The following is a 19,193-nucleotide window of genomic DNA, read 5'->3' on the forward strand; positions in this document are numbered from 1 at the left end:
CCTTTTTTGGGTTTGCCCGGGGGGGGGGGGGGGGGGGGGGGGGGGGGGGGGGGGGGGGGGGGGGGGGGGGGGGGGGGGGGCCGCGCCCCCGCCGCCGTGTGCCGTGCGCCTGGTGTGGGCGCGGGTGCCGGACCGGCTCAGAGGTCGAACTCGGCCGGCGGGATGTCCAGCGCGTAGCAGACCTCGCGCACCACGGCCTGCTCGGTCTTGTCGAAGTCGCCGTCGGCGCCGCCGATGACGATGCCGATCTGGATGACGGCGCGCGCCTCGACCGGCTTCTTCTTGACCTTGCCGATCTCCTGCATGAGGCCGACCTTCCCGAAGTCGAAGTCGGCGGTCAGCTTGTCGAGGTAGTCGTCGAAGCGGCGGCGCAGGTCGTCCGCGGAGAAGTTCTGCAGCACCTCGTTGGTGGCGATGAGCTGGGCCACCCGCTGCCGCTCGGAGGGGTCGACGTGCCCGTCGGCGGCGGCGACGAGCGCGCACATCGCCATGCTCGCGTCCCGGAAGGCGCCGCTCTTCAGTTCGTTCTTCTTCGCGACGAGCTGGGTCTGCATCGTCTGGGCGGAATCCTTGATCCGGTCCCACAGAGCCATGTGGATCTCCTTGTCGTTCCCGCGTGGTGCCGCGCATCGCTGCGATTCGAGTAATGCGCAAGCAAAATCTACAGGCTTGTAGATTCTGGCGCGGCGGGGTGGGGGTGGGGCCCGGCCGTTCGAGCTGCGCGCCCCGATCAAGTGATCGTAATGTGGGGCAAAACGGGCTCGATGAAGGGGGTTCCATGGGTTCCGTCTCCCCGCCCGCCGCGCCCGGCCCGCCGTCCGGCGCGCCTGGTCCTCCGCCTGCCGCATCCGGCGGCCCGTCCGGGGCCCCGGACGGGCCGGCACGTCCCGGCCTCTGGAAACGGTGTCTGGGCGGCGGCCTGCTGCTGTGGGTGCTCACCGCCGTCGTCACGTACGCGACCCGCAACACCACGCTGCTGCCGACCCTCATCCTCCTGGGCAGCTTCCTGGTCCCGGCCGCCTTCGTCCTGTGGGCGTACGAGAAGCACGGCCGTGCCCTGGGTGCCCACGTCCTGCTCAGCTGCTTCTTCGTCGGCGGCATCCTGGGCGTGCTGGGTGCCTCGGTGATGGAGTACTACCTGCTGCACCCGTCGCTGTGGATGTTCGTCGGCGTCGGGCTGATCGAGGAAGCGGTCAAGCTGCTCGCGCTGGTGTTCGTGGTCCGCCGGTGGCCGCGCCTGCGGGGTCTGCGGGCGGGCATGGTGCTGGGCGCCGCGGTCGGCTTCGGCTTCGCGGCCTTCGAGAGCGCCGGGTACGCCTTCAACGCCGTCGTCACGATGCAGGGCCTCAACCTGCGGGCGCTGCTGGAGACGGAGATCCTGCGCGGCCTGCTGGCGCCGTTCGGGCACGGCCTGTGGACGGCCATCGCGGGCGGCGTACTGCTGCGCTTCCGTGCGCCGGACGGGCGGTTCCGCCTCGCCGGGCCGGTGCTCGGCACGTACCTCGGTGTCTCGCTGCTGCACGCCCTGTGGGACTCCATGCACGGCATCGCGCTCTGGCTGGTCGCCCGGCTCACCTCGTCCGGCCTGGACCGCACGCTCTTCGCCCAGGGCTACCTCCCGCGCCCGAGCAGCGGCCAGAAGCATCTGTTCACCCTGTTCGCCGACGGTGGGCTCGTCGTCGTCTCGCTGATCGCCGTGGCCTGGCTGGTCTCCCTGGCGCGGAGCGGACGGAACGGGCCGGACCGGGGCGCCAGGGGCGGCGGCTGACGCGCCGTACGACGGCGGAGGGCCGGGGCACCCGCCCCGGCCCTCCGTTTCCCCCGTACCCCGAAGCCCCCCTCGGGTGTTCAGGTGGTCATGCCCGTCCCGGGCTCAGCGCAGCCGCAGCGCGGTGCGGAGGGTGGTGAACAGCTGCGTCTGGTCGGTGACGCCGAGCACGCGGTACGCCTGCGGGCCCTGCGCGGCGATCCGCACCTGCGTACCGGTGTGCTCCTGTGACTTGCCCGGCGTGTTGGTCGAGTAGTTGACCTTCAGCTTGCCGCCCTCGTCGGTGACGAGCGTCGAGGACAGACCGGGCGGGTTGGCGTCCAGCGGCACGATCTGGCTGGAGTGGCCGTGGTCGGCGGTGGTGACGACGAGCGTGTCGGGGTGCTTGGCGGCGTAGTCCCGGGCCACCTTGACGGCGCGGTCGAAGGCCGCGGTCTCGCCGATCTGCCCGCAGGGGTCGGCCGCGTGGTCCTGCTTGTCGATCGAGGCGCCCTCGACCTGGAGGAAGAAGCCCTTGTCCCGGCCGTGGCCGCGCTGCGCCCGCTGCTTCTTCTCCAGCAGCTGGATGGCCTTGGCGGCCTGCTCGTCCAGGGCGGGTGTGCCCTTGGAACGCTGCGGGTTGCTGGTGGTGCAGCGCTGCGGGCCGGTGCCGCCGACGGCGGCGGGCTTGCCGGTCCACTCCACGGGCACGTTGCCCGGCGCCAACAGCCCGAGCACCGGCTTGCCGCCCGCGACGCTCTGGACGCGCCGGAGGCCGTCCCGGTCCGTGACGATCTGGTAGCCCAGCTTGCGGGCCTGCTCGGCCACCGTCAGGCCCTTGTAGGGCCCCTCGGTGATCTTCTGGTCGAAGCGCTGCCTGCCGCCGCCGAGGAGCACGTCCACCTTGTGGTTCACGCTCTGCTCGGCGATCGAGCCGGGCCCGCCCTTGCTGATCTTGTCGGTGGGGCACTTGGCCATGTCGGCCGGACCCTGGCAGCTGCGGTCGGTGGCGTGCGCGGCGAGCACGGCCGGGGTGGCGTCGGTCAGCTCGGCGGTGGTGACGGAACCGGTGGCGTAACCGTTCTTCTGCGCCAGCTCCAGGATGGTCGGCAGCGCCTTGTCGCTGTCCGGCGTCTTGGAGATCCGGCCGTTGACGGTCTTGTGCCCGGTGGCCCAGCCGCTGCCGCTGGCCGCGGAGTCCGTGACGTAGTCCGGCTTCCCGTGCTCGTCCACGGCGTACGTCGTGTACGTGCCGGTCATCGGGAACCCGTCCATGTTCAGCCGCCCGGCGGCCCCCACGGTGTAGTCCCGGGCGAGGGTGATCTCGCTGTCCCCCATCCCGTCACCGATCAGCAGGATGACGTTCTTCGCCGCCCCGCCCCGGACCGCCCGCTCCACCTGGTGCTCGGACCCGAAAGCCGCGGCCCCCGCGGGCACGGCCGCCGCGGTGGCGAGCGCCACGGCGGCACCGGTGATGACGCTGCGGCGGGACAGGCGCAGTCTTCGCATGAAGTACTCCTCTTCGCACGTCGGCCGGTTGCCGACGCAGCGAAGCCCACCAGCCCCCGGTGAACCGCACATGACCGGCACACGGCGTCCTGGCCGCCGCCACGTCAACGGGGGTGGTCGGCGGGGCGGGGCGCCGCCGGGCCGGGAGCGGCGGCGGAAGATCCGGCGCTCCGTTCGACCGACCGGGTGGTGTTCATCCGAAGAACGGCGAATCGCGGGCGGGGGTGCTCGTGTTCGAGGGGCGTCTACACATCATGAGGAAAGTACGCAAATCGGTCATCGGGACAAGCGTCTCCGCGGCGCTGTGCCACCGCGTCACCGCGGAGCCGTCCCGAGGGCCGGGGAATGACCGCAGGACCGAGCAGAGAAGAGAGGGATCATGGCCGCCACCAAGGTCACGAGACTCTGGGCCGCTTTCGTCGTCGTCATCGTCAGGATGCTTGCCGCACTGGGATTCCGCACTCCCGCCGCCGCCACCGCCGCCCCGGCCCCCGCCGTGGGCGGGGACGGGGACAGGACGGCCGAGGCGTGGGCGTGGGACGAGGGGGTGGACGTCCCGCACGTACGGCAGGAACGGCACGTGCGGGAGGAAGTCCCCGAGGAAGTCCCCGACGCGTACGAGGACTTCGGGTACCCGTACGCACGGCCGGTGTACGCCGGGCCGCGGATGCTGTACGGACGTACCTTGCCGCCGACGATGAAGCAACGCATCCGCGCCGAGGCGCACGGTGCGGCGCCGAGCTCGCGCAGTGTGCTCGCCGACGCCTTCGACGCCCCGTACGCCGGGCCGGTGGGTGCGCCGGTGGGCGCGCCGCCGGTCCGGGCCGCGGCGCTGCCGTCGGCCCGCGGCGCGGTGCCCGCCGCCCGCCGGCCCGAGCGCGTGCTCTGCCCCGCCTGAAAGCCGGACCGGCATCAACCGGACTGCGGCCGCGGCCTCGTGGCGGCCTCGTGGGTGAGGTGGAAGTCGAGGCGGCGTTCCCGGTCACCGGTGGCGAGCGTGACCCGGTCGGCGTGCGGCGGGTAGCCGGCGGCCGTCAGGGTGCGGGCACCGCCCGTGAGACCGGTGAAGGCGAAGGTGCCGTCCGGACCGGTCACGGTGCGTACGGCGGATGAGCCGTCCGGTTCTCGGAGCGTGACGACGGCGTCCGGCAGCGGGCGGCCGTGCGGGTCCCGTACGGTGCCGCGGAGGACGGCCGCCGGGTCGAGCCGGACATCCTGGCGTACGGATGTGCCGGTGTCCGCGAGGGAGCGTGCGTGTGGCCGGTGGCCGGCGGCGCTCAGGATCAGGGTCAGTTCGCCCGGCGGGAGACCGGACAGCTCCCAGTCGCCGTGTGCGTCGGCGGTCGTGGTGGCCACGACCTCGCCGTCCGCGTCGGTGAGCACGACGCGTCCGCCGTCGAGCGGAGTGCCGTCGGTGCCGCCGAGGAGGGTGCCGCGGCAGTGGCGGGGACGTGACGGGCCGGCCGGGGCGGGCACATGCGGGGTGGCGGGCAGCGGCGTGGTGGCGCCGGTGGTGCCCGCCCCATGGGCGGTGGCGTTCGGTAGGGGGTCGTGGGCGGCGTGCGCCCCGGTTTCCCGGGTGCGGGTTTCGTCGTCCTGGGCGACCAGTTCGAAGGCACCGGTCTCCGTTTCGCCGCGGGCCAGCAGACGCGGCCCGGCCGCCGTGCGCGGGGACGGGAGGAACGCGGCGAACACCAGGCCGATGGCGACCGCGCCGGTGGCGATGGCGAACGAGGTGCGGAAGCCGGCCATGGTCGGCACCGTCACCGCGCCCGCCGGGGCGGACATGTGCGCCAGCACCATGCCGATGACCGCGCTCGACACCGAGGTGCCGATCGAGCGCATGAGGGTGTTCAGGCCGTTGGCGGCGCTGGTCTCCGACGGATCGACGGCGCCGATGATCAGCGCGGGCAGCGAGGAGTACGCCAGGCCGATGCCCGCGCCGACCACGACCGAGATGATCACGGTCTGCCAGGCGGCGCTCATCAGGCCCAGGCCCGCGCCGTAGCCGACGGCGATGACCAGCATGCCGAGTATCAGGGTGGTCTTGGGGCCGCGGCGGGCGGAGATCCGCGCGTACACCGGGGCGGTGAGCATCATCGTCAGGCCGAGCGGAGCCACGCACAGGCCCGCGACCACCATCGACTGGCCCAGCCCGTAGCCGGTGGACGCCGGGAGCTGGAGGAGCTGCGGCAGGACGAGCGAGATCGCGTAGAAGGCGACGCCGACCATGATGGACGTGAGATTGGTGAGCAGTACCTCGCGGCGCGCGGTGGTGCGCAGGTCCACCAGCGGTGCGGCGACGCGCAGTTCGTAGACGCCCCACAGGACCAGCAGGGCGAGCGCGCCGCCGAACAGGCCGAGGGTGGTGGGTGAACCCCAGCCCCAGTCGCTGCCCTTGGTGATCGGCAGCAGCAGGCAGACCAGACCGCCGGTCAGCCCGATGGCACCGAGCGCGTCGAACCGGCCGGTGGCCCGTACGGCGGACTCGGGGACGCAGACGACGCTGAGCACCATGGCCAGGACGCCCAGGCCCGCGGCGCCGAAGAACAGCGCGTGCCAGTCGGTCTGCTGGGCGACCAGGGACGCGGCGGGCAGCGCGAGGCCGCCGCCGACGCCGATGGAGGAGCTCATCAAAGCCATGGCGGAGCCGAGGCGTTCGCGCGGCAGCTGGTCGCGCATGATGCCGATGCCGAGCGGGATGGCGCCCATGGCGAAGCCCTGGAGCGCCCGGCCCACCAGCATCGTGACCATGTCAACAGTGAAGCCGCAGATCAGCGAGCCGGCGACCATGAAGGCGAGGCTGGTCAGCAGCATCCGGCGCTTGCCGTGGAGATCGCCGAGGCGGCCCATGATGGGGGTGGCCACGGCGCCGGTGAGCAGGGTGGCGGTCATGACCCAGGTGGCGTTGCCGGGGGCGGTGGCCAGCAGGGCCGGCAGGTCCTTGATGACGGGGACCAGCATCGTCTGCATGACGGCGACGACGATGCCGGTGAAGGCGAGGACGGGGACGACCGCTCCGCTGCCGGTCCGCCGGGTTCCCCGCGCGGTGTCGAGGGGCGGTGCGGTGGGCTCGGGCAGGGGATGCGCGGCGGCGTGCGCCGGGTCCCCGGCGCGCTGGTCCGTCATCTGCGGCATACGTGCGGCCTCCGGTCGGTGCAAGTGGATGCCCCTTGAACGCATTTCTGGGCGTGGGCATTCCAACGGGCTCCGGTGGGGCGGCACTCGGGCCGGAGGGAGGTGGACGCGTCGTAGTACTCGGCTGCGGGCCCGGCCCGGGCCCCGGAATGGCCGGATCCGGCCGCTACTGCCGAACTATCAGCTCAGATCCGCGGCTTGCGGGTCATGGCCCAGGCGCGGGGGCCGCCGCCGGGCAGGACGAGATCGGCCGTCACCTCGAAGCCGAGGTGCTCGTAGAAGCGCACGTTGCGCTCGTCGGCCGTCTCCAGGAAGGCGGGTACGCCCGCCGCGTCGGCGGCCGCCAGCCCGGGACGGATCACCGCGCGGCCCAGGCCGCGGCCCTGCCGGTCCGGGTCCACACCGACCGAGCCGAGGAACCACACCGGTTCGGTGGGCCGGTGCGGGGCCATGGCGGCCTCGGCCTGCGCGGCGGTCTCGGCACGGTCCCCGGCGACCTCCGCGAACAGCGGGCCGATCTCGGCGAACACCGCGCCCGCGTCATCGGTCTCCGGCGTGGTCCACACGGCCACCGCGTCGCCGTCGTCGGCCACCCAGACCCGGCCGTGGTCCAGGCCGATGCGGGTGACGAACAGTTCGTTGAAGCGGTGCAGCCGCCCGAGGTGGTCGTCGGCCGCGATGGTGTGGCGGGTGAAGGGGTAGTCGGCGAAGGCGCGCTGGAGGGTGCGCAGGGCCCGGGGCAGGTCCGCACGGGTGGCGGGGCGGACTACGGGGGTGTGCGTGGTCATGCGGGGCATCGGTTCCGTTCGGTCGGTGGCCGGCCGCTCCTTGAGCGCCGTAACGGTGACGGCGTGGGCGAGACCCGCGGGGAGCCAGCGCCCTGGCACGTCATGGCGACTTTGCAAGCTCTTGATGATCGGACGCCAGTGGCCGCGCGTCGCGGGCCGTGCATTCAGGCCAACGGGCCCAGGTCGGCGTGCGACCTGGGCCCGGCGTGGGGGGAGGGGAGGGGTCAGGGCATGACCGTCAGCGCGCAAGGGATCTGGAGGCTGACGGTGGTGGGGCCGCCGACCGGGCTGCTGATGCCGAGGGTGCCGTCGAACGCGGCCAGCCGCCGCTGCACGCCCTGGAGGCCGGTGCCGGACTCCAGGCCCGCGCCGCCGTTGCCGTCGTCGGTGACGCTCATCGTCAGCGCGTTGGCGCGGTACTGGATGTCGATCAGCACCCGGCGCGCCCCGGAGTGCTTGGTCGCGTTGGCCAGCAGCTCGCACACGGCGAAGTAGGCGGCGGACTCCACGGCCGGCTCCGGCCGGGCCGGCAGGTTCGCGGTCACCTGGACCTGGAGGCGGCTCTCCAGCGCGAGCGAGCGGACGGCGTCCACCAGGCCGCGGTCGGCGAGCACCGGCGGGTGGATGCCGCGCACCAGGTCGCGCAGTTCCTCCAGGGCGCGGACGGAAGCGTCCCGGGTCTCGGCGAGCAGGGCGCGGACGGCCTCCGGGTTCTCGTCCAGGAGCGATTCGGCGGCGCCCAGCTTCATGCCCATGGCCAGGAGCCGGGCCTGCGCGCCGTCGTGCAGGTCGCGCTCGATGCGGCGGATCTCGGCGGCGGAGGAGTCGACCACGTCGGTACGGGTGCGGGACAGGTGCTCGACCCGCCGCCCCATCCGGGCCTTGGCGGTGGGCGCCAGCAGGGAGTGGGTGATGCGGGCGTGCAGGCGCAGCACGTACGGGGCGATCAGCAGGCCGACCGGGATCTCGACCAGACCGAGGCCGCCCGCGATCCAGGCGGCGTCCTGGCTGCGGACCGGCACGAACATGTACCAGGTGCCGTCCCACGCCTCGATGACCGGTTCCCAGATCAGCGGCAGCAGCATGCCGAACAGGCCGTGGACGAGCATCGCGAACGGGACGATGGCGAACAGGCCGGTGATCGTGACCGCGCACTGGGCCCAGAGCATGTCGCGCCACGTCGCGCTGTCCGTGAAGATCGCCTCGCACTTGCGCCAGGCGCCCTTCCAGCCGCCCTCGGTGCGCGGCGCGGGCCCGTACGGCTCGGCGACCGGCACCCCGGTGTTCGCGGTCAGCCGCCGCTGCGTGCTCGCGGACCAGCGCAGCGCCGCGACCAGACCGGGTACGAGGAAGAGCCCGAAGCCGAGGAGCGTCAGGGACATCCCGACGATCGCGAACCAGGCGAGGAAGACGGCCAGCAGACCGAGGAAGAACATGGTCAGCCCGCGGCCCATGGCTATCCACCCGGCGGTGAACCAGTTGCGTCCCTGACGCGCGGGCTGAACGTCGCTGTGTGAACCTTCGGTCATCTCATTCGTCTCCGTGTCTGTGCTGCGTGCAGGGCGTTCCCGGCGTCGTGCGTATCCATCCTCCGGCGCGCGGGCCCGGTAATCAGTGGTGCTAGGCCTACTTCTGGGGAAAGGAATGCCCCGTCTGCCGGGCGGTGCCGCGGTCCCACCAACGGGTTCCGGACAGCAGGACGGACAGCGCGGGCAGCGTCAACGCCCGTACGACCGTGGCGCTGAGCACGACGGACGCGGCCAGGACCACGGCCAGCCGCCCCACTTCGACCGAGCCGGTGCGCTCGGCGAGCAGGAAGACGGTGCACATGATGACGGCGGTGACGGTGGTGCCGTCCGATGTGGAGGTGAGGGCGCGGGCGGTGGCCTCCCGGGGCCGCAGACCGGCGGTCCGCAGCTCCACGAGGCGCAGCACGGCCAGGCGCAGCAGCAGCACCGAGACGGCCAGCGCCAGAACGAAGCTGAGCAGCGGCGCCCAGGCCGCCGGGGTGCTGTGCCCCCAGGAGCCGGGGGCCTGTCCGGGCTTCCAGGCGCGCAGCACGAGCGTCGCCGTCCCGCACGCCGCCGCGGCGGCCAGGGTGGCGGGCACGGTCACCGCGACGGCGGCGGGCGCGGAGCGGAACACCGCGGTCAGCGCGGCGAACGCCAGCAGGACGGTGGACACGATCACCGCGACGATGGTCGCCGCGGAGATGCCGTGCGCCTGCGCGGCCTCGGCGGTGTGCAGCAGGGCGGCCGGGTGGCCGGGGAGTTCCGGGCGCCACCACGCCAACGGCAGGGCCAGCGCGGCGAGCAGCACCACCGAGACCGTGAACGTCCAGCCGGGGCGGCGGGTGCTGGGCCGCAGCAGCAGCGGCCACAGGCGGGGCGGTCCGAGCCGGTAGGTCAGCCGCCACAGCACCGGCAGCCGCGGCCAGCCCAGCCGCCGCCCGAAGCGGGCGGTCACCGCGGGCAGCACGGTCAGCGCGGCCAGCATCACCGCGGCGACCGTCAGGAGCACCCCGATCGCCACCGCCGACAGCATCGCGTCGCCGGAGACGAAGAGCCCGCAGACCACCGCGGCCGTCACCAGGCTGGAGAGCAGGACGGTCCGGGCGGCGTCGGCCGCCGTACGGGCCACGTGCGGGCGCCGCGTGCCGTGCCGCCGGGCCCGCCGCTCGAACCACAGATACAGCAGGGAGTACGTCAGGCCGAGCGCGGTGCCGAGCACGGCGACCAGCGCGAAGACGGATGCGGACGGACCTCGCCCGGGGAACAGCCGGGCCACCACCCCCCACCAGCCGGCGGCCACGGCCACCGAGCCCGCACTGACCAGCAGCGCCACCACCGCCGGGATGACCGCCGCGAGCAGCGCGACGAGCAGCAGCAGGACCGCGGCGCAGCCGGCCAGGGCGTACCCGAGCGTGCGGCGGCCCGCCGAACCGTCGTCGAACAGGTCGCCGACCGGGGTGCGCAGGGCCACGGAGCCGCCGGTCACGGACACCGCGACGACGGCCAGCCACAGGGCGAGCGCGGGCCACGGGTGCCCCGCGCTCCAGCCCGCCAGCCTGCCCACGGCCACCTTCAGGCCCGTCACACCCACCGGTCCACCTCTCCATAGTCCTCACCCGGGTCCCGGGTCCCCTCCCGGGGCCGCAGGGACGGGCCGGGTGAGGCTCTGTCCATGCTCAGGGGTGCGGCTCGGCGCGCACACAGGTACTAGGACGCCTCGACAAGTAGTGCTAGCACTACCGGACTTCCCCGTTTCCGGCGGTACGCGCCCGCGTACGGTGGTCCGTCATCGACCGGTCACTGGACTGTCAGCAGAATTGGCCAGACTGGCCCGGAAAGCGCATCGCTGGAAATGACAGACAGACGGGGAGCGCGCGCGTGCCGAGAGTTTCCGGAGCGGCCGGATGACATCATTCGCCGCTGTTTCAACGTACCTCCCCCCGAGCGTGCCGATTTCCGAACTCCGGGAGGAATCCCCGCTCGACGCGGGAATGGTCCGCCGCTTCCAGCGCTTTTACGGGCTGGCATCGGTGTGCCGGGACCCGGAGCGCACCGAGGCGGAGCTGCTGCTCGCCGCGGCGGCCAAGCTCGACGGGCTGCGCGGCCAGGAGGAGCGGGTCCGGTATGTCGTCCAGGCCCGTACCTTCGTCAGCAGCAGGCCGGATCCTACCAACGCCCTGCGGTACATCGGCAAGGAGCTGGGCCTGACGAACGCCACCGTCTTCTCGGTGGCCGGGCAGGCCTGCGCCAGCGGCCTCCAGGCGGTGGACGTGTGCGGCCGGCTGCTGGCGGCGGACGGTGACCCGGACGCGCTCGCGCTGGTCCTGACCGGCGAGAAGACCTTCACGCCGGTCGCCCGGTGCGTACCGCGCAGCAATGTCGGCGGGGAGGCCGCGGCGGCCGTGCTGGTGCGCCAGGGCGGCGCGGCGGACGGCGACCGGGTGCTCGGCCGGGCCGTGCGGACCTACGGGCAGTTCCACGCCGAAGCCATTACCGGCGAAGCCTCGTCCGCGGAGTTCAACAAGCTCTACCCGGACGCGCTCGCCGACGTCATGCTGGCCGCCTGCACGAATGCCGGGGTGTCGTTCGACGACCTCGACCTGATCATTCCGCACAGCGTCAACACCATTTCCTGGAAAGCGATCGCCGACCGATTCGGCCTTCCTTTGGAACGCATTTTTCTGGACAACATCCCGGTGACCGGCCACTGCTTCAGCGCGGACCCTTTCATCAACTACGGAACGGCCGGACAGCTCGGCCGGCTGCGCCCCGGCGCGCGGTATCTGCTGACCGCCGTCGGACTGGGCGCGACGTACGCGGCGACGGTCGTCGAGCACTGACCGGCCACACCGGGCGAGGGGACATCATGGAATCGTTGCTGCCGGGCTTCAACGCCCGTCTGAAGGCGGCCGTGGCCGGGAGCGAGCAGGTACCGTTCGTCTTCCTCGGCAATTTCGAGGTCGAGGAACAGTGGGCGGTCGGCGAACCCGGCCTGCCGCGCATGGGGTTCACCGGCGGCGGTGCCGTGGTGAACTCGATGGACGAGTTCGCCATGCTGCTGGCGGGCGCGGGCGACCACGTCGTGCTCAAGGCGCGGCCGGACGCCGGTTACCTGGCGTACCTGCGCGGCCTGGGCCTCGCGCTGCCCACCGTGCACGTCGTCGCCGAGTCCGACCCGGCGCGTACGGTCTCCCAGGACGCGCTGGCCGATCCGGCGCTCCAGGCCGCGCTCGCGCAGGCCGGTGACGGGCCGATGCTGTACGCACACGGTGTCTCCGGGGTCGAGGAAGAGCTGGCGGAGCGGACCGGGCTGCCGCTCGCCCACCCGACGGCCGCTGTGTGCAAGGCCGTCAACAGCAAGATCTACAGCCGCCGGGTCGCCGACGAGCTGGGCATCCGCCAGGCGCGGGGCTGGGCGTGCGACACCGTCGTCGAACTGACGCGCGCTGTCGATGAGGCCCGTCACCTGCTGGCCGAGGGCCGCAAGCTGGTCCTCAAGGACGCCTACGGCGTCTCCGGCAAGGGCATCATGGTCATCGAGAGCGAGCGGCGGCTCGACCGGGTGCACCGCATGGTGCTCGCCCGCGCCGAGACGGCCGGCAGCGACCGGGCCGGGCTGGTCCTCGAAGAGTGGGTGACCAAGCAGACCGACCTGAACTACCAGGTGACCGTGGGCCGGGACGGCTCGGTGCGGTTCGACTTCGTCAAGGAAGCGATCACCGAGAACGGTACGCACAAGGGTCACCGGATGCCCGCCCGGCTCACCGCGGCGCAGCTCGACGCGATCACCGACGCCGGCCTGCGCATCGGCGCGCGCCTGGCCGCCGACGGCTACTTCGGCGTCGCGGGCATGGACGCCCTGCTGCTGCCGGACGGCTCGGTCTTCCCGGTCATCGAGATCAACGCCCGCAACAACATGTCCACGTACCAGGTGCGCCTCCAGGAAGCCTTCGTCGGCACGGGCCGCATCGCGCTCGCCCGGCACTACCCGCTCAGGCTGGCCGCGCCGCTGCCCTTCGAGGAGCTGCACCGCACGCTCGGCGGCCTGCTGCTGGAGCGCCCCGACGGCGCCGGGCTGCTGGTGAACAACTACGCCACCGTCAACGCCGCCGTCAGCACCCTCGCCGAGCCCGGCGCCACCGCCGACGGCCGGCTGTACGGGCTGGTCGTGGGCGACACCGCGGAGCAGGTCACCGCGATCGACACCGAGATCACCGCCCGGCTGGCCGCGGTGACGGAAGGAGCCGTCCATGTCGGCTGAGTTCGAGATCCAGGGCATCGGCATCACCGAGCTGGCCGAGCGCCACGGCACACCGATGTACGTGTACGACGGGGACGCGCTGGCCGCGAACTTCCGCAGCCTGCGCGAGCGCCTGCACCCGCGCGCGGAGATCTTCTTCTCCCTCAAGGCGAACCCGAACGTCTCCCTGTGCGCCCTGCTCGGCGCGCAGGGCGCCCGCGCCGAGATCTCCTCGATGACCGAGCTGGTCACCGCCCGCCGGGCGGGCATCGCACCGCGCGACATCATCTTCCTGGGCCCCGGCAAGAGCCGCGCCGAGCTGGCCGCCTGCCTGGACGAGGGCATCTACGCGATCGTCTGCGAGTCGCTGGGCGAACTGGAGATCATCGACGAGCTGGCCCGGGAGCGCGGGGTGACCGCCCCGGTGGCGCTGCGCGTCAACCCCAGCTTCGCGGTCAAGGGCTCCGGGCTGACCATGGGCGGCAAGCCGCGCCAGTTCGGCATCGACGAGACGGTCCTGTTCGACCAGTCCGACCTGGCCGGACGGCACGCCAACGTCCGGCTGATGGGCGTGCAGGTCTACATGGGCACCCGCATCCTCAGCGAGGAGGTGGTGGCCGAGAACACCGGCCGCATCTTCGACCTCGCCGAGCGGCTGTCGGAGAAGCTCGGATTCGCTCTCGACCTGGTCGACTTCGGCGGCGGCTTCGGCGTCGCGTACTTCGACGGGGAGCAGGACCTCGACCAGGAGCGCTTGACCGCGCTGCTCAACCCGGTGATCGAGGAGTTCGCCGCCCGGCACCCCGGCACCCGGCTGATCAACGAGCTGGGCCGCTACCTGACCGCCCCGTACGGCACCTACGTCTCGCGGGTGCGCTACGTGAAGACCTCGATGGACGAGAACTTCGCGGTGGTCGACGGCGGCACCAACCACCACATGGCGGCCGTCGGCATCGGCTCCTTCGTCAAGCGGAACTTCCCGATCCGGCTGCTCAACCGCACGGACGGTGACGAGACCGAGAGCTGGCACGTCACCGGGCCGCTGTGCACGCCCAACGACACCCTCGGCAAGAAGGTGCAGCTGCCGCCGCTGCGGCCGGGCGACCTAATCGGCGTGCTGCGCTCCGGCGCGTACGGGCCGACCGCCTCGCCGGTGCACTTCCTCAGCCACGGCTACCCGGCCGAGGTACTGGTGACCGGCGGCCGGGACCACCTGATCGGCGAGCGCGAGCAGCCCGAGGACCTGCTGCGGCGCCAGCGCCTGTACACGGACGACGCGCCCGCCGCCGACGCCGCCCACTGACCTACCGACACCCAAGGAGATCCCGACATGCCGCAGACCGCTGAGAGCACCGCGCAGGACCAGACGATCACCGCCGTCCGCGAGGCGCTCGGTGACGTGCTGGAGCGCGAGCTGCCGGACCTCGGCCCCGACGCCAAGCTCTTCGACGACTACGGCCTGGACTCCACCGGCGTCCTGGACCTGCTGATGCGCCTGGAAGAGGTCTTCGACGTCGAGTTCGACACCGAGGAGCTGGAGATGAGCCACTTCGCCACCGTCCGGACGCTGGCCGACTACGTGGCCGCCGCGCGGTGACGCTGCGCCTTTCGGGGGCGGTGCACCGCGCCTTCACCGGCCGGCCGCCCGCCCCCGCCGACCCGTTCCTGGTCCGGATCTACTCCGACATGGCGGAGCTGTACGGCACCGCCTTCGACCAGGAGCGCTTCGAGCACGCCAACCGCAACACGTTCACCGACATGGCGCGCGTGCTGCTCGACGCGCTGCCGCCGCTGACGGACCCCGTCGACCTGGTCGTGGTCGCCTCGGCCGTGCCGGACTTCGACCCCCGGCAGTCGGCGGTCTCGTATCTGACCGATGCGCTGCCGGGCACCCCGGTGGCGTTCACCCTGAGCGACCAGGGCGACGCGGCCCCGTACACGGCCCTGCGGCTGGCCGGGCAGTACGCCACCGAAGGCCGGACGAAGCAGGCGCTGATCACGGTCGTCGACCAGACGACGGTGCCCGCGAACCCCGGCCCGCCCCGGCAGGGCACGGACGCGCGGGACGGCGCGGCGGCGCTGCTGCTGTCCGCCGAGGGGCCGGGGGCGCCGGCCGGCGTCCGGCAGTACGGGGGGCTGACGCCCGAGGACGCGCACGCGCTGCTGCGCGAGGCGCTGCCCGGCGGACTCTCGGCGCTCCTCCTGGGCGGCGGCCTCGACCCGGAGCGGGTCACGGTGCCGTCCGGCGTGGCGGTGGAGCCCGCGTCCGCCGAGTTCCCGTGCAGCGGCGTCTGGGGGCTGCTGGCCGACCGGCTGCCGCACTTCGCCGGGCAGCGGCGTCCGGTGGTCCTCGCCGACTTCGTGCCGCAGGGCACGGGCGAGGCCAAGGCCGGGGAACTGTCCTTCTGCGTCGTCGATTTCGGCTCCACGCGCGCGTGACCGGAGCGGGGTGTCCGCCGGACGGCACGGTGCACGTCTGGCGGATACCGCTGTCCGCGCCGCCGCAGGTCGTCACCGCTCTGACCGCCCTGCTGGGGCCCGAGGAGCGGCAGCGCGGCGCGCGGGCCCTGCCCGACGACCGCGCGCGCTTCGGCATCGCACACGGCGCCACCCGGATGGTCCTCGGCGACTATCTGGGCGTGCCGCCCCAGTACCTGCGCTACACCTACGGGCGCTGGGGCAAGCCGGCCCTCCTCGGCCAGCCCGGCCTCTGTTTCAATCTCTCCCACTCCGGCGGTCTCGCGCTGCTGGCGGTCGCCATGGGCCGTGCGGTCGGCATCGACGTGGAGCGGGTGCGTCCGGCCGACCGGGCGCGCAAGGCCGCGCGCTGGTTCCCGCCCGAAGAAGCCGTGTACGTACGCGCGGCGTCCGACACCGCTGATTCGGCGGCGCGTTACGCATCGCTGTGGACCCGCAAGGAAGCGTGGGTCAAGGCGGCGGGCGGGCGCATGGTGCACGGGTTGCGGCTGCCGGTGGGGCCGGACCTGCGAGACGGCGAGGTCGTACGGGACCCCGAAGGGCGCGTACCCGGGCAGTGGTCGCTGACGGGTGTCCCGGTGCCGGACGGATACCTGGCGGCGCTGGCCGTGGCCGCGGATGCGGCGGCGGAGCCCGTACGCCTGGAGGTCAGGCAGTGGCGAACGCACCGGGCGCCATGCCCGGGGGAGTCTTAGGGGAACGGCCGGAGGACACGCTGTTGGGGCCTGATCCCGGCGCCGGGCGGGAAGCCGCCCCGCCCCGGGTCGTGTCGTTGTTCAGGTACGTCAGCACGGCCTGTACCCGGCGGTTGTCGTCCTTGGACGGCAGCAGCTGGAGCTTGCTGAAGATGTTGTTGATGTGCTTCCCGATGGCCTTGTCGGTGACGAACAGCGACTCGGCGATGCCGGCGTTCGACTTGCCCTCCGCCATCAGGCCCAGCACCTCCAGCTCGCGCTGGGTCAGATTGCCCAGCGGCTCCCGGCGCGACCCGTTGTGCAGCAGCTTCTCGATGACCTTGGGGTCCATGGCCGTACCGCCGTCCGCGACACGGCGCACCGCCTCGATGAACTGGCCGCTGTTGAGCACCCGGTCCTTGAGCAGGTAGCCGACCGATCCCGTTCCGTCCGCGAGGAGTTCGCGGGCGTAGAGCTGTTCCACGTACTGCGACAGCACCAGGACGGGCAGTCCGGGGATCTGCCGACGGGCCTCCAGGGCGACCTGGATGCCCTCGTCGGTGAAGGTGGGCGGCAACCGTACGTCCACGATGGCCACGTCGGGGCGTTCGTCGACGAGCGCGCGCAGCAGCTCCGGCGCGTTGTCGACGGACGCGACGATGGTGCAGCCATGGGCCGCCAGCAGGCGCTCCATGCCTTCCCTCAAGAGGAAGAGGTCTTCTCCGAGGACGACGCGCATCCTGGCCTCCCCGCGGCAGTCGGTCGGTGACGCCGCCCACCGCACACAGCGCCTCTAATGAACCGGACTCTACCGCTCCTCCCTGACGGTCCAGTGACGGATGAATGACGGAATCGGCCGCCGCACGGCCGGCCGGAGCGGTAATCGACTGGTCATCGAAACGTCAGTGGCGTCGGGAAGTGTGGTTTCCCGGCACCGATGCCCCCTGACGCGCCCGCGCACCGCGGTGCGGACGTCAGTCCCGGATCAATGGTGGAGTTTCCATGCCCTCCTCTGGCACTGAGGTACCGTCGTTCTCCGTCGTCTCGGGCGAGCAGGTCTCCCGAGTTCTGCACGGGCAGGAAAAGCAGATCGTCGATCTGGTCGACTACGCCTACCGCGTGCACGGCGTCGGCGACACCGTCAATCCGCCGTCCTACTTCCTGAAGTTCGAGGACCGGCCGTCGGCGCGCATCATCGCGCTGCCCGCCTCCGTGGGCGGCGAGGTGGGTGTCGACGGCATCAAGTGGATCTCCAGTTTCCCGGAGAACATCGCCTCGGGCCTGCCGCGCGCCTCGGCCGTCCTCATCCTCAACGACCGGGACACCGGTTATCCGTTCGCCTGCATGGAAAGCTCCATCATCAGTGCCGTGCGCACCGCGGCCTCCGCGGCGCTCGCCGCCGACTGGCTCACCCGCGAGCGGGGCCGCCCGAAGCGCGTCGGGTTCATCGGCACCGGCCTGATCGCCCGCTACATCCACACCTATCTCGCGGGCACCGGCTGGGAATTCGACGAGATCGGCATCCACGACCTCAGCAACGAGTACGCCGCGGGCTTCGAGGAGCACCTCGACGACGCCGGCAGCACCGCGCGCACGGTGATCCACGACTCGGCCGAGAGCCTGATCCGCAGCAGCGATCTGGTCGTCTTCGCGACCGTCGCCGGCACCCCGCACGTCACCAGCCCGGCGTGGTTCGCGCACAACCCGGTGGTGCTGCACGTCTCGCTGCGCGACCTGGGCCCGGAGGTCATCAAGGCGTCGTCGAACTTCGTGGACGACGTCGAGCACGTCATGAAGGCGAACACCTCCGTGCACCTCGTCGAGCAGGAAGTGGGCAACCGCTATTTCATCAACGGCACCCTGCACAACGTGATGACGGGAATGGTGAAGATCCCGCAGGACCGCCCCGTCGTCTTCTCGCCGTTCGGCCTCGGCGTCCTGGACCTGACCGTCGCCAAGCACGTCTACGACGAGCTCGCCGCGGACGGCGGGCTGCACGCGGTCGACGGCTTCTTCCACGAACTGTCCCGGCACGGAAAGAAGTAGCCGCCGCCCCGGACAGGACCACACGCCTGCGGTTGGGAGGACCGGACGTGCCCGTTATATCCGCCCCGCACGAATTCAACGTGCCGGATCTCTTCGTCGACCTGAACAACGTCCTCGGAGAGAATCTCTATCTCAAGTGCGAAGGCTTCAACTTCGCCGGATCCATCAAGCTCAAGGCCGCCGTGGAGATGATCGCCCGCGGTGAGCAGGCCGGCACCCTGCGGCCCGGTATGACCCTGGTCGAATCCTCGTCGGGCAACCTCGGCGTCGCCCTGAGCCTGGTGGCCAGGAGCAAGGGCTACGGCTTCGTGTGCGTCACCGACAGCCGCTGCACCCTCGCCAACCGCCAGCGCATGGAGAACCTCGGCGCCCAGGTCCGCATCATCACCGAGCCCGACCCGGAGGGCGGCCTGCTCGGCGCCCGCATCCGGTACGTCCGGGACCTGTGCGCGAGCGGCGACGACTACGTCTGGCTGAACCAGTACGCCAACCTCGGCAACTGGATGAGCCACTACCGCACCACCGGGCCCGAGATCGCCGCCCAGTTCCCCGACCTGGACGTGCTGTTCATCGGCGCCGGCACCACCGGCACCCTGATGGGCTGCGCCCGCTACTTCCGCGAGAACCAGCCCTCGGTCACCGTCGTCGCCGTGGACAGCGTCGGCTCGGTCACCTTCGGCACCCCGGCGGCGCCCCGCATGATCCCCGGCCTGGGGACCAGCGTCCGCCCGCAGATCCTCGACGAGTCGTACGTGGACGCGGTGGTGCACGTCCCCGAGACCGACACCGTCCGCATGTGCCACCACCTGGTCCGGCACGGCTACGTCCTCGGCGGCTCCACCGGCACCGTGCTCAGCGGGGCCCGGCGCTGGATCGCGGAGAACCGGCCGGAGCGGGACATCGTCGGCGTGGCCGTCTCGCCCGACCTCGGCGACCACTACCTGGACACCGTCTACCAGGAGAAGTGGCTCCAGGACATCTACGGCCTGAGCCCGGACGAGCTGTCCGAGGCGTCCCCGGCCACCGCGTAACGCCCCGGGCCGCACGGTCCGCCCCGCCCGC

At 72.2% G+C, this 19,193-nt stretch carries 16 protein-coding genes and 1 pseudogene; 10 read left to right on the plus strand and 7 right to left on the minus strand.

The window, feature by feature from the left end:
* Positions 1–137: 137 nt before the first annotated feature.
* A complete protein-coding gene (locus ACH4FX_RS29490; protein WP_398484015.1) occupies positions 138–593 on the minus strand; it encodes a tellurite resistance TerB family protein in 456 nt (151 codons plus the stop codon).
* A 185-nt stretch (positions 594–778) separates the two neighbouring features.
* Between ACH4FX_RS29490 and ACH4FX_RS29495 the strand changes: the two genes are divergently transcribed.
* Entirely contained in the window at positions 779–1,768 is a 990-nt protein-coding gene (locus ACH4FX_RS29495; protein ID WP_398484017.1) for a PrsW family intramembrane metalloprotease, read from the plus strand.
* A 105-nt stretch (positions 1,769–1,873) separates the two neighbouring features.
* On the opposite strand, the gene ACH4FX_RS29500 is transcribed toward ACH4FX_RS29495, so the two are convergent.
* Positions 1,874–3,256 (minus strand): alkaline phosphatase, encoded by a 1,383-nt coding sequence (locus ACH4FX_RS29500; protein ID WP_398484019.1) that lies wholly within the window; start codon positions 3,254–3,256, stop codon positions 1,874–1,876.
* Positions 3,257–3,635: 379 nt separating this feature from the next.
* On the opposite strand from ACH4FX_RS29500, the gene ACH4FX_RS29505 reads away from it, so the two are divergent.
* Positions 3,636–4,154: a DUF6344 domain-containing protein gene (locus ACH4FX_RS29505; RefSeq protein WP_398484021.1), complete on the plus strand. Its 519-nt coding sequence runs from the start codon at positions 3,636–3,638 to the stop codon at positions 4,152–4,154.
* A gap of 14 nt (positions 4,155–4,168) precedes the next feature.
* On the opposite strand, the gene ACH4FX_RS29510 is transcribed toward ACH4FX_RS29505, so the two are convergent.
* The 4 genes from ACH4FX_RS29510 to ACH4FX_RS29525 all read right to left on the minus strand — a co-directional run bounded on the left by ACH4FX_RS29510 (position 4,169) and on the right by ACH4FX_RS29525 (position 10,278).
* Entirely contained in the window at positions 4,169–6,394 is a 2,226-nt protein-coding gene (locus tag ACH4FX_RS29510; RefSeq protein ID WP_398484023.1) for an MFS transporter, read from the minus strand.
* A 185-nt stretch (positions 6,395–6,579) separates the two neighbouring features.
* A complete protein-coding gene (locus ACH4FX_RS29515; RefSeq protein WP_398484025.1) occupies positions 6,580–7,182 on the minus strand; it encodes a GNAT family N-acetyltransferase in 603 nt (200 codons plus the stop codon).
* 224 nt (positions 7,183–7,406) lie between these two features.
* Positions 7,407–8,711, minus strand: coding sequence for a sensor histidine kinase (locus ACH4FX_RS29520; protein WP_398484027.1), 1,305 nt, complete (start codon positions 8,709–8,711; stop codon positions 7,407–7,409).
* Between the two features lie 97 nt (positions 8,712–8,808).
* Positions 8,809–10,278: an MMPL family transporter gene (locus tag ACH4FX_RS29525; protein WP_398484029.1), complete on the minus strand. Its 1,470-nt coding sequence runs from the start codon at positions 10,276–10,278 to the stop codon at positions 8,809–8,811.
* Positions 10,279–10,639: 361 nt separating this feature from the next.
* On the opposite strand from ACH4FX_RS29525, the gene ACH4FX_RS29530 reads away from it, so the two are divergent.
* The 6 genes from ACH4FX_RS29530 to ACH4FX_RS29555 are packed head-to-tail and all read left to right on the plus strand — an operon-like array spanning position 10,640 to position 16,106.
* On the plus strand, positions 10,640–11,533 hold the full coding sequence (locus ACH4FX_RS29530) for a 3-oxoacyl-[acyl-carrier-protein] synthase III C-terminal domain-containing protein (RefSeq protein WP_398484031.1): 894 nt from the start codon (positions 10,640–10,642) through the stop codon (positions 11,531–11,533).
* Positions 11,534–11,559: 26 nt separating this feature from the next.
* Positions 11,560–12,954 carry an ATP-grasp domain-containing protein gene (locus ACH4FX_RS29535; protein ID WP_398484033.1) on the plus strand — a complete coding sequence of 465 codons (1,395 nt, stop codon included), beginning with the start codon at positions 11,560–11,562 and terminating at the stop codon, positions 12,952–12,954.
* Positions 12,944–14,236: a type III PLP-dependent enzyme gene (locus ACH4FX_RS29540; RefSeq protein ID WP_398484035.1), complete on the plus strand. Its 1,293-nt coding sequence runs from the start codon at positions 12,944–12,946 to the stop codon at positions 14,234–14,236. The genes ACH4FX_RS29535 and ACH4FX_RS29540 overlap by 11 nt, the downstream gene beginning before the upstream one ends.
* Positions 14,237–14,263: 27 nt before the next feature.
* Positions 14,264–14,530, plus strand: a complete 267-nt coding sequence (locus tag ACH4FX_RS29545; RefSeq protein WP_398484037.1) for an acyl carrier protein — start codon at positions 14,264–14,266, stop codon at positions 14,528–14,530.
* The gene (locus tag ACH4FX_RS29550) at positions 14,527–15,372 is read left to right on the plus strand and encodes a hypothetical protein (protein ID WP_398484039.1); all 846 of its coding nucleotides are present in this window, start codon (positions 14,527–14,529) and stop codon (positions 15,370–15,372) included. The genes ACH4FX_RS29545 and ACH4FX_RS29550 overlap by 4 nt, the downstream gene beginning before the upstream one ends.
* Positions 15,369–16,106, plus strand: coding sequence for a 4'-phosphopantetheinyl transferase family protein (locus ACH4FX_RS29555; protein ID WP_398484041.1), 738 nt, complete (start codon positions 15,369–15,371; stop codon positions 16,104–16,106). The genes ACH4FX_RS29550 and ACH4FX_RS29555 overlap by 4 nt, the downstream gene beginning before the upstream one ends.
* Before the next feature lie 79 nt (positions 16,107–16,185).
* Here ACH4FX_RS29555 and ACH4FX_RS29560 read toward each other — a convergent pair.
* Positions 16,186–16,824: pseudogene (locus tag ACH4FX_RS29560) on the minus strand (LuxR C-terminal-related transcriptional regulator); the annotation flags it as partial.
* Between the two features lie 263 nt (positions 16,825–17,087).
* On the opposite strand from ACH4FX_RS29560, the gene sbnB reads away from it, so the two are divergent.
* Both sbnB and sbnA read left to right on the plus strand, forming a co-directional pair.
* Entirely contained in the window at positions 17,088–18,131 is a 1,044-nt protein-coding gene (sbnB, locus tag ACH4FX_RS29565; RefSeq protein ID WP_398484043.1) for a 2,3-diaminopropionate biosynthesis protein SbnB, read from the plus strand.
* Positions 18,132–18,178: 47 nt separating this feature from the next.
* A complete protein-coding gene (gene sbnA / locus ACH4FX_RS29570; protein WP_398484045.1) occupies positions 18,179–19,162 on the plus strand; it encodes a 2,3-diaminopropionate biosynthesis protein SbnA in 984 nt (327 codons plus the stop codon).
* The last annotated feature ends 31 nt before the right edge of the window (positions 19,163–19,193 follow it).

The sequence above is a fragment of the Streptomyces sp. NPDC018019 genome (genome assembly GCF_044327805.1).
GTDB lineage: Bacteria > Actinomycetota > Actinomycetes > Streptomycetales > Streptomycetaceae > Streptomyces.

Bases quoted from the DNA above. Each gene is read 5' to 3' on its own strand.
- ACH4FX_RS29535 (WP_398484033.1), top strand. From the start codon at position 11,560: ATGGAATCGTTGCTGCCGGGCTTCAACGCCCGTCTGAAGGCGGCCGTG.
- ACH4FX_RS29515 (WP_398484025.1), bottom strand. From the start codon at position 7,182: ATGACCACGCACACCCCCGTAGTCCGCCCCGCCACCCGTGCGGACCTG.
- ACH4FX_RS29510 (WP_398484023.1), bottom strand. From the start codon at position 6,394: ATGCCGCAGATGACGGACCAGCGCGCCGGGGACCCGGCGCACGCCGCC.
- ACH4FX_RS29490 (WP_398484015.1), bottom strand. From the start codon at position 593: ATGGCTCTGTGGGACCGGATCAAGGATTCCGCCCAGACGATGCAGACC.
- ACH4FX_RS29495 (WP_398484017.1), top strand. From the start codon at position 779: ATGGGTTCCGTCTCCCCGCCCGCCGCGCCCGGCCCGCCGTCCGGCGCG.
- ACH4FX_RS29500 (WP_398484019.1), bottom strand. From the start codon at position 3,256: ATGCGAAGACTGCGCCTGTCCCGCCGCAGCGTCATCACCGGTGCCGCC.
- ACH4FX_RS29540 (WP_398484035.1), top strand. From the start codon at position 12,944: ATGTCGGCTGAGTTCGAGATCCAGGGCATCGGCATCACCGAGCTGGCC.
- ACH4FX_RS29505 (WP_398484021.1), top strand. From the start codon at position 3,636: ATGGCCGCCACCAAGGTCACGAGACTCTGGGCCGCTTTCGTCGTCGTC.
- ACH4FX_RS29520 (WP_398484027.1), bottom strand. From the start codon at position 8,711: ATGACCGAAGGTTCACACAGCGACGTTCAGCCCGCGCGTCAGGGACGC.
- sbnB (WP_398484043.1), top strand. From the start codon at position 17,088: ATGCCCTCCTCTGGCACTGAGGTACCGTCGTTCTCCGTCGTCTCGGGC.
- ACH4FX_RS29545 (WP_398484037.1), top strand. From the start codon at position 14,264: ATGCCGCAGACCGCTGAGAGCACCGCGCAGGACCAGACGATCACCGCC.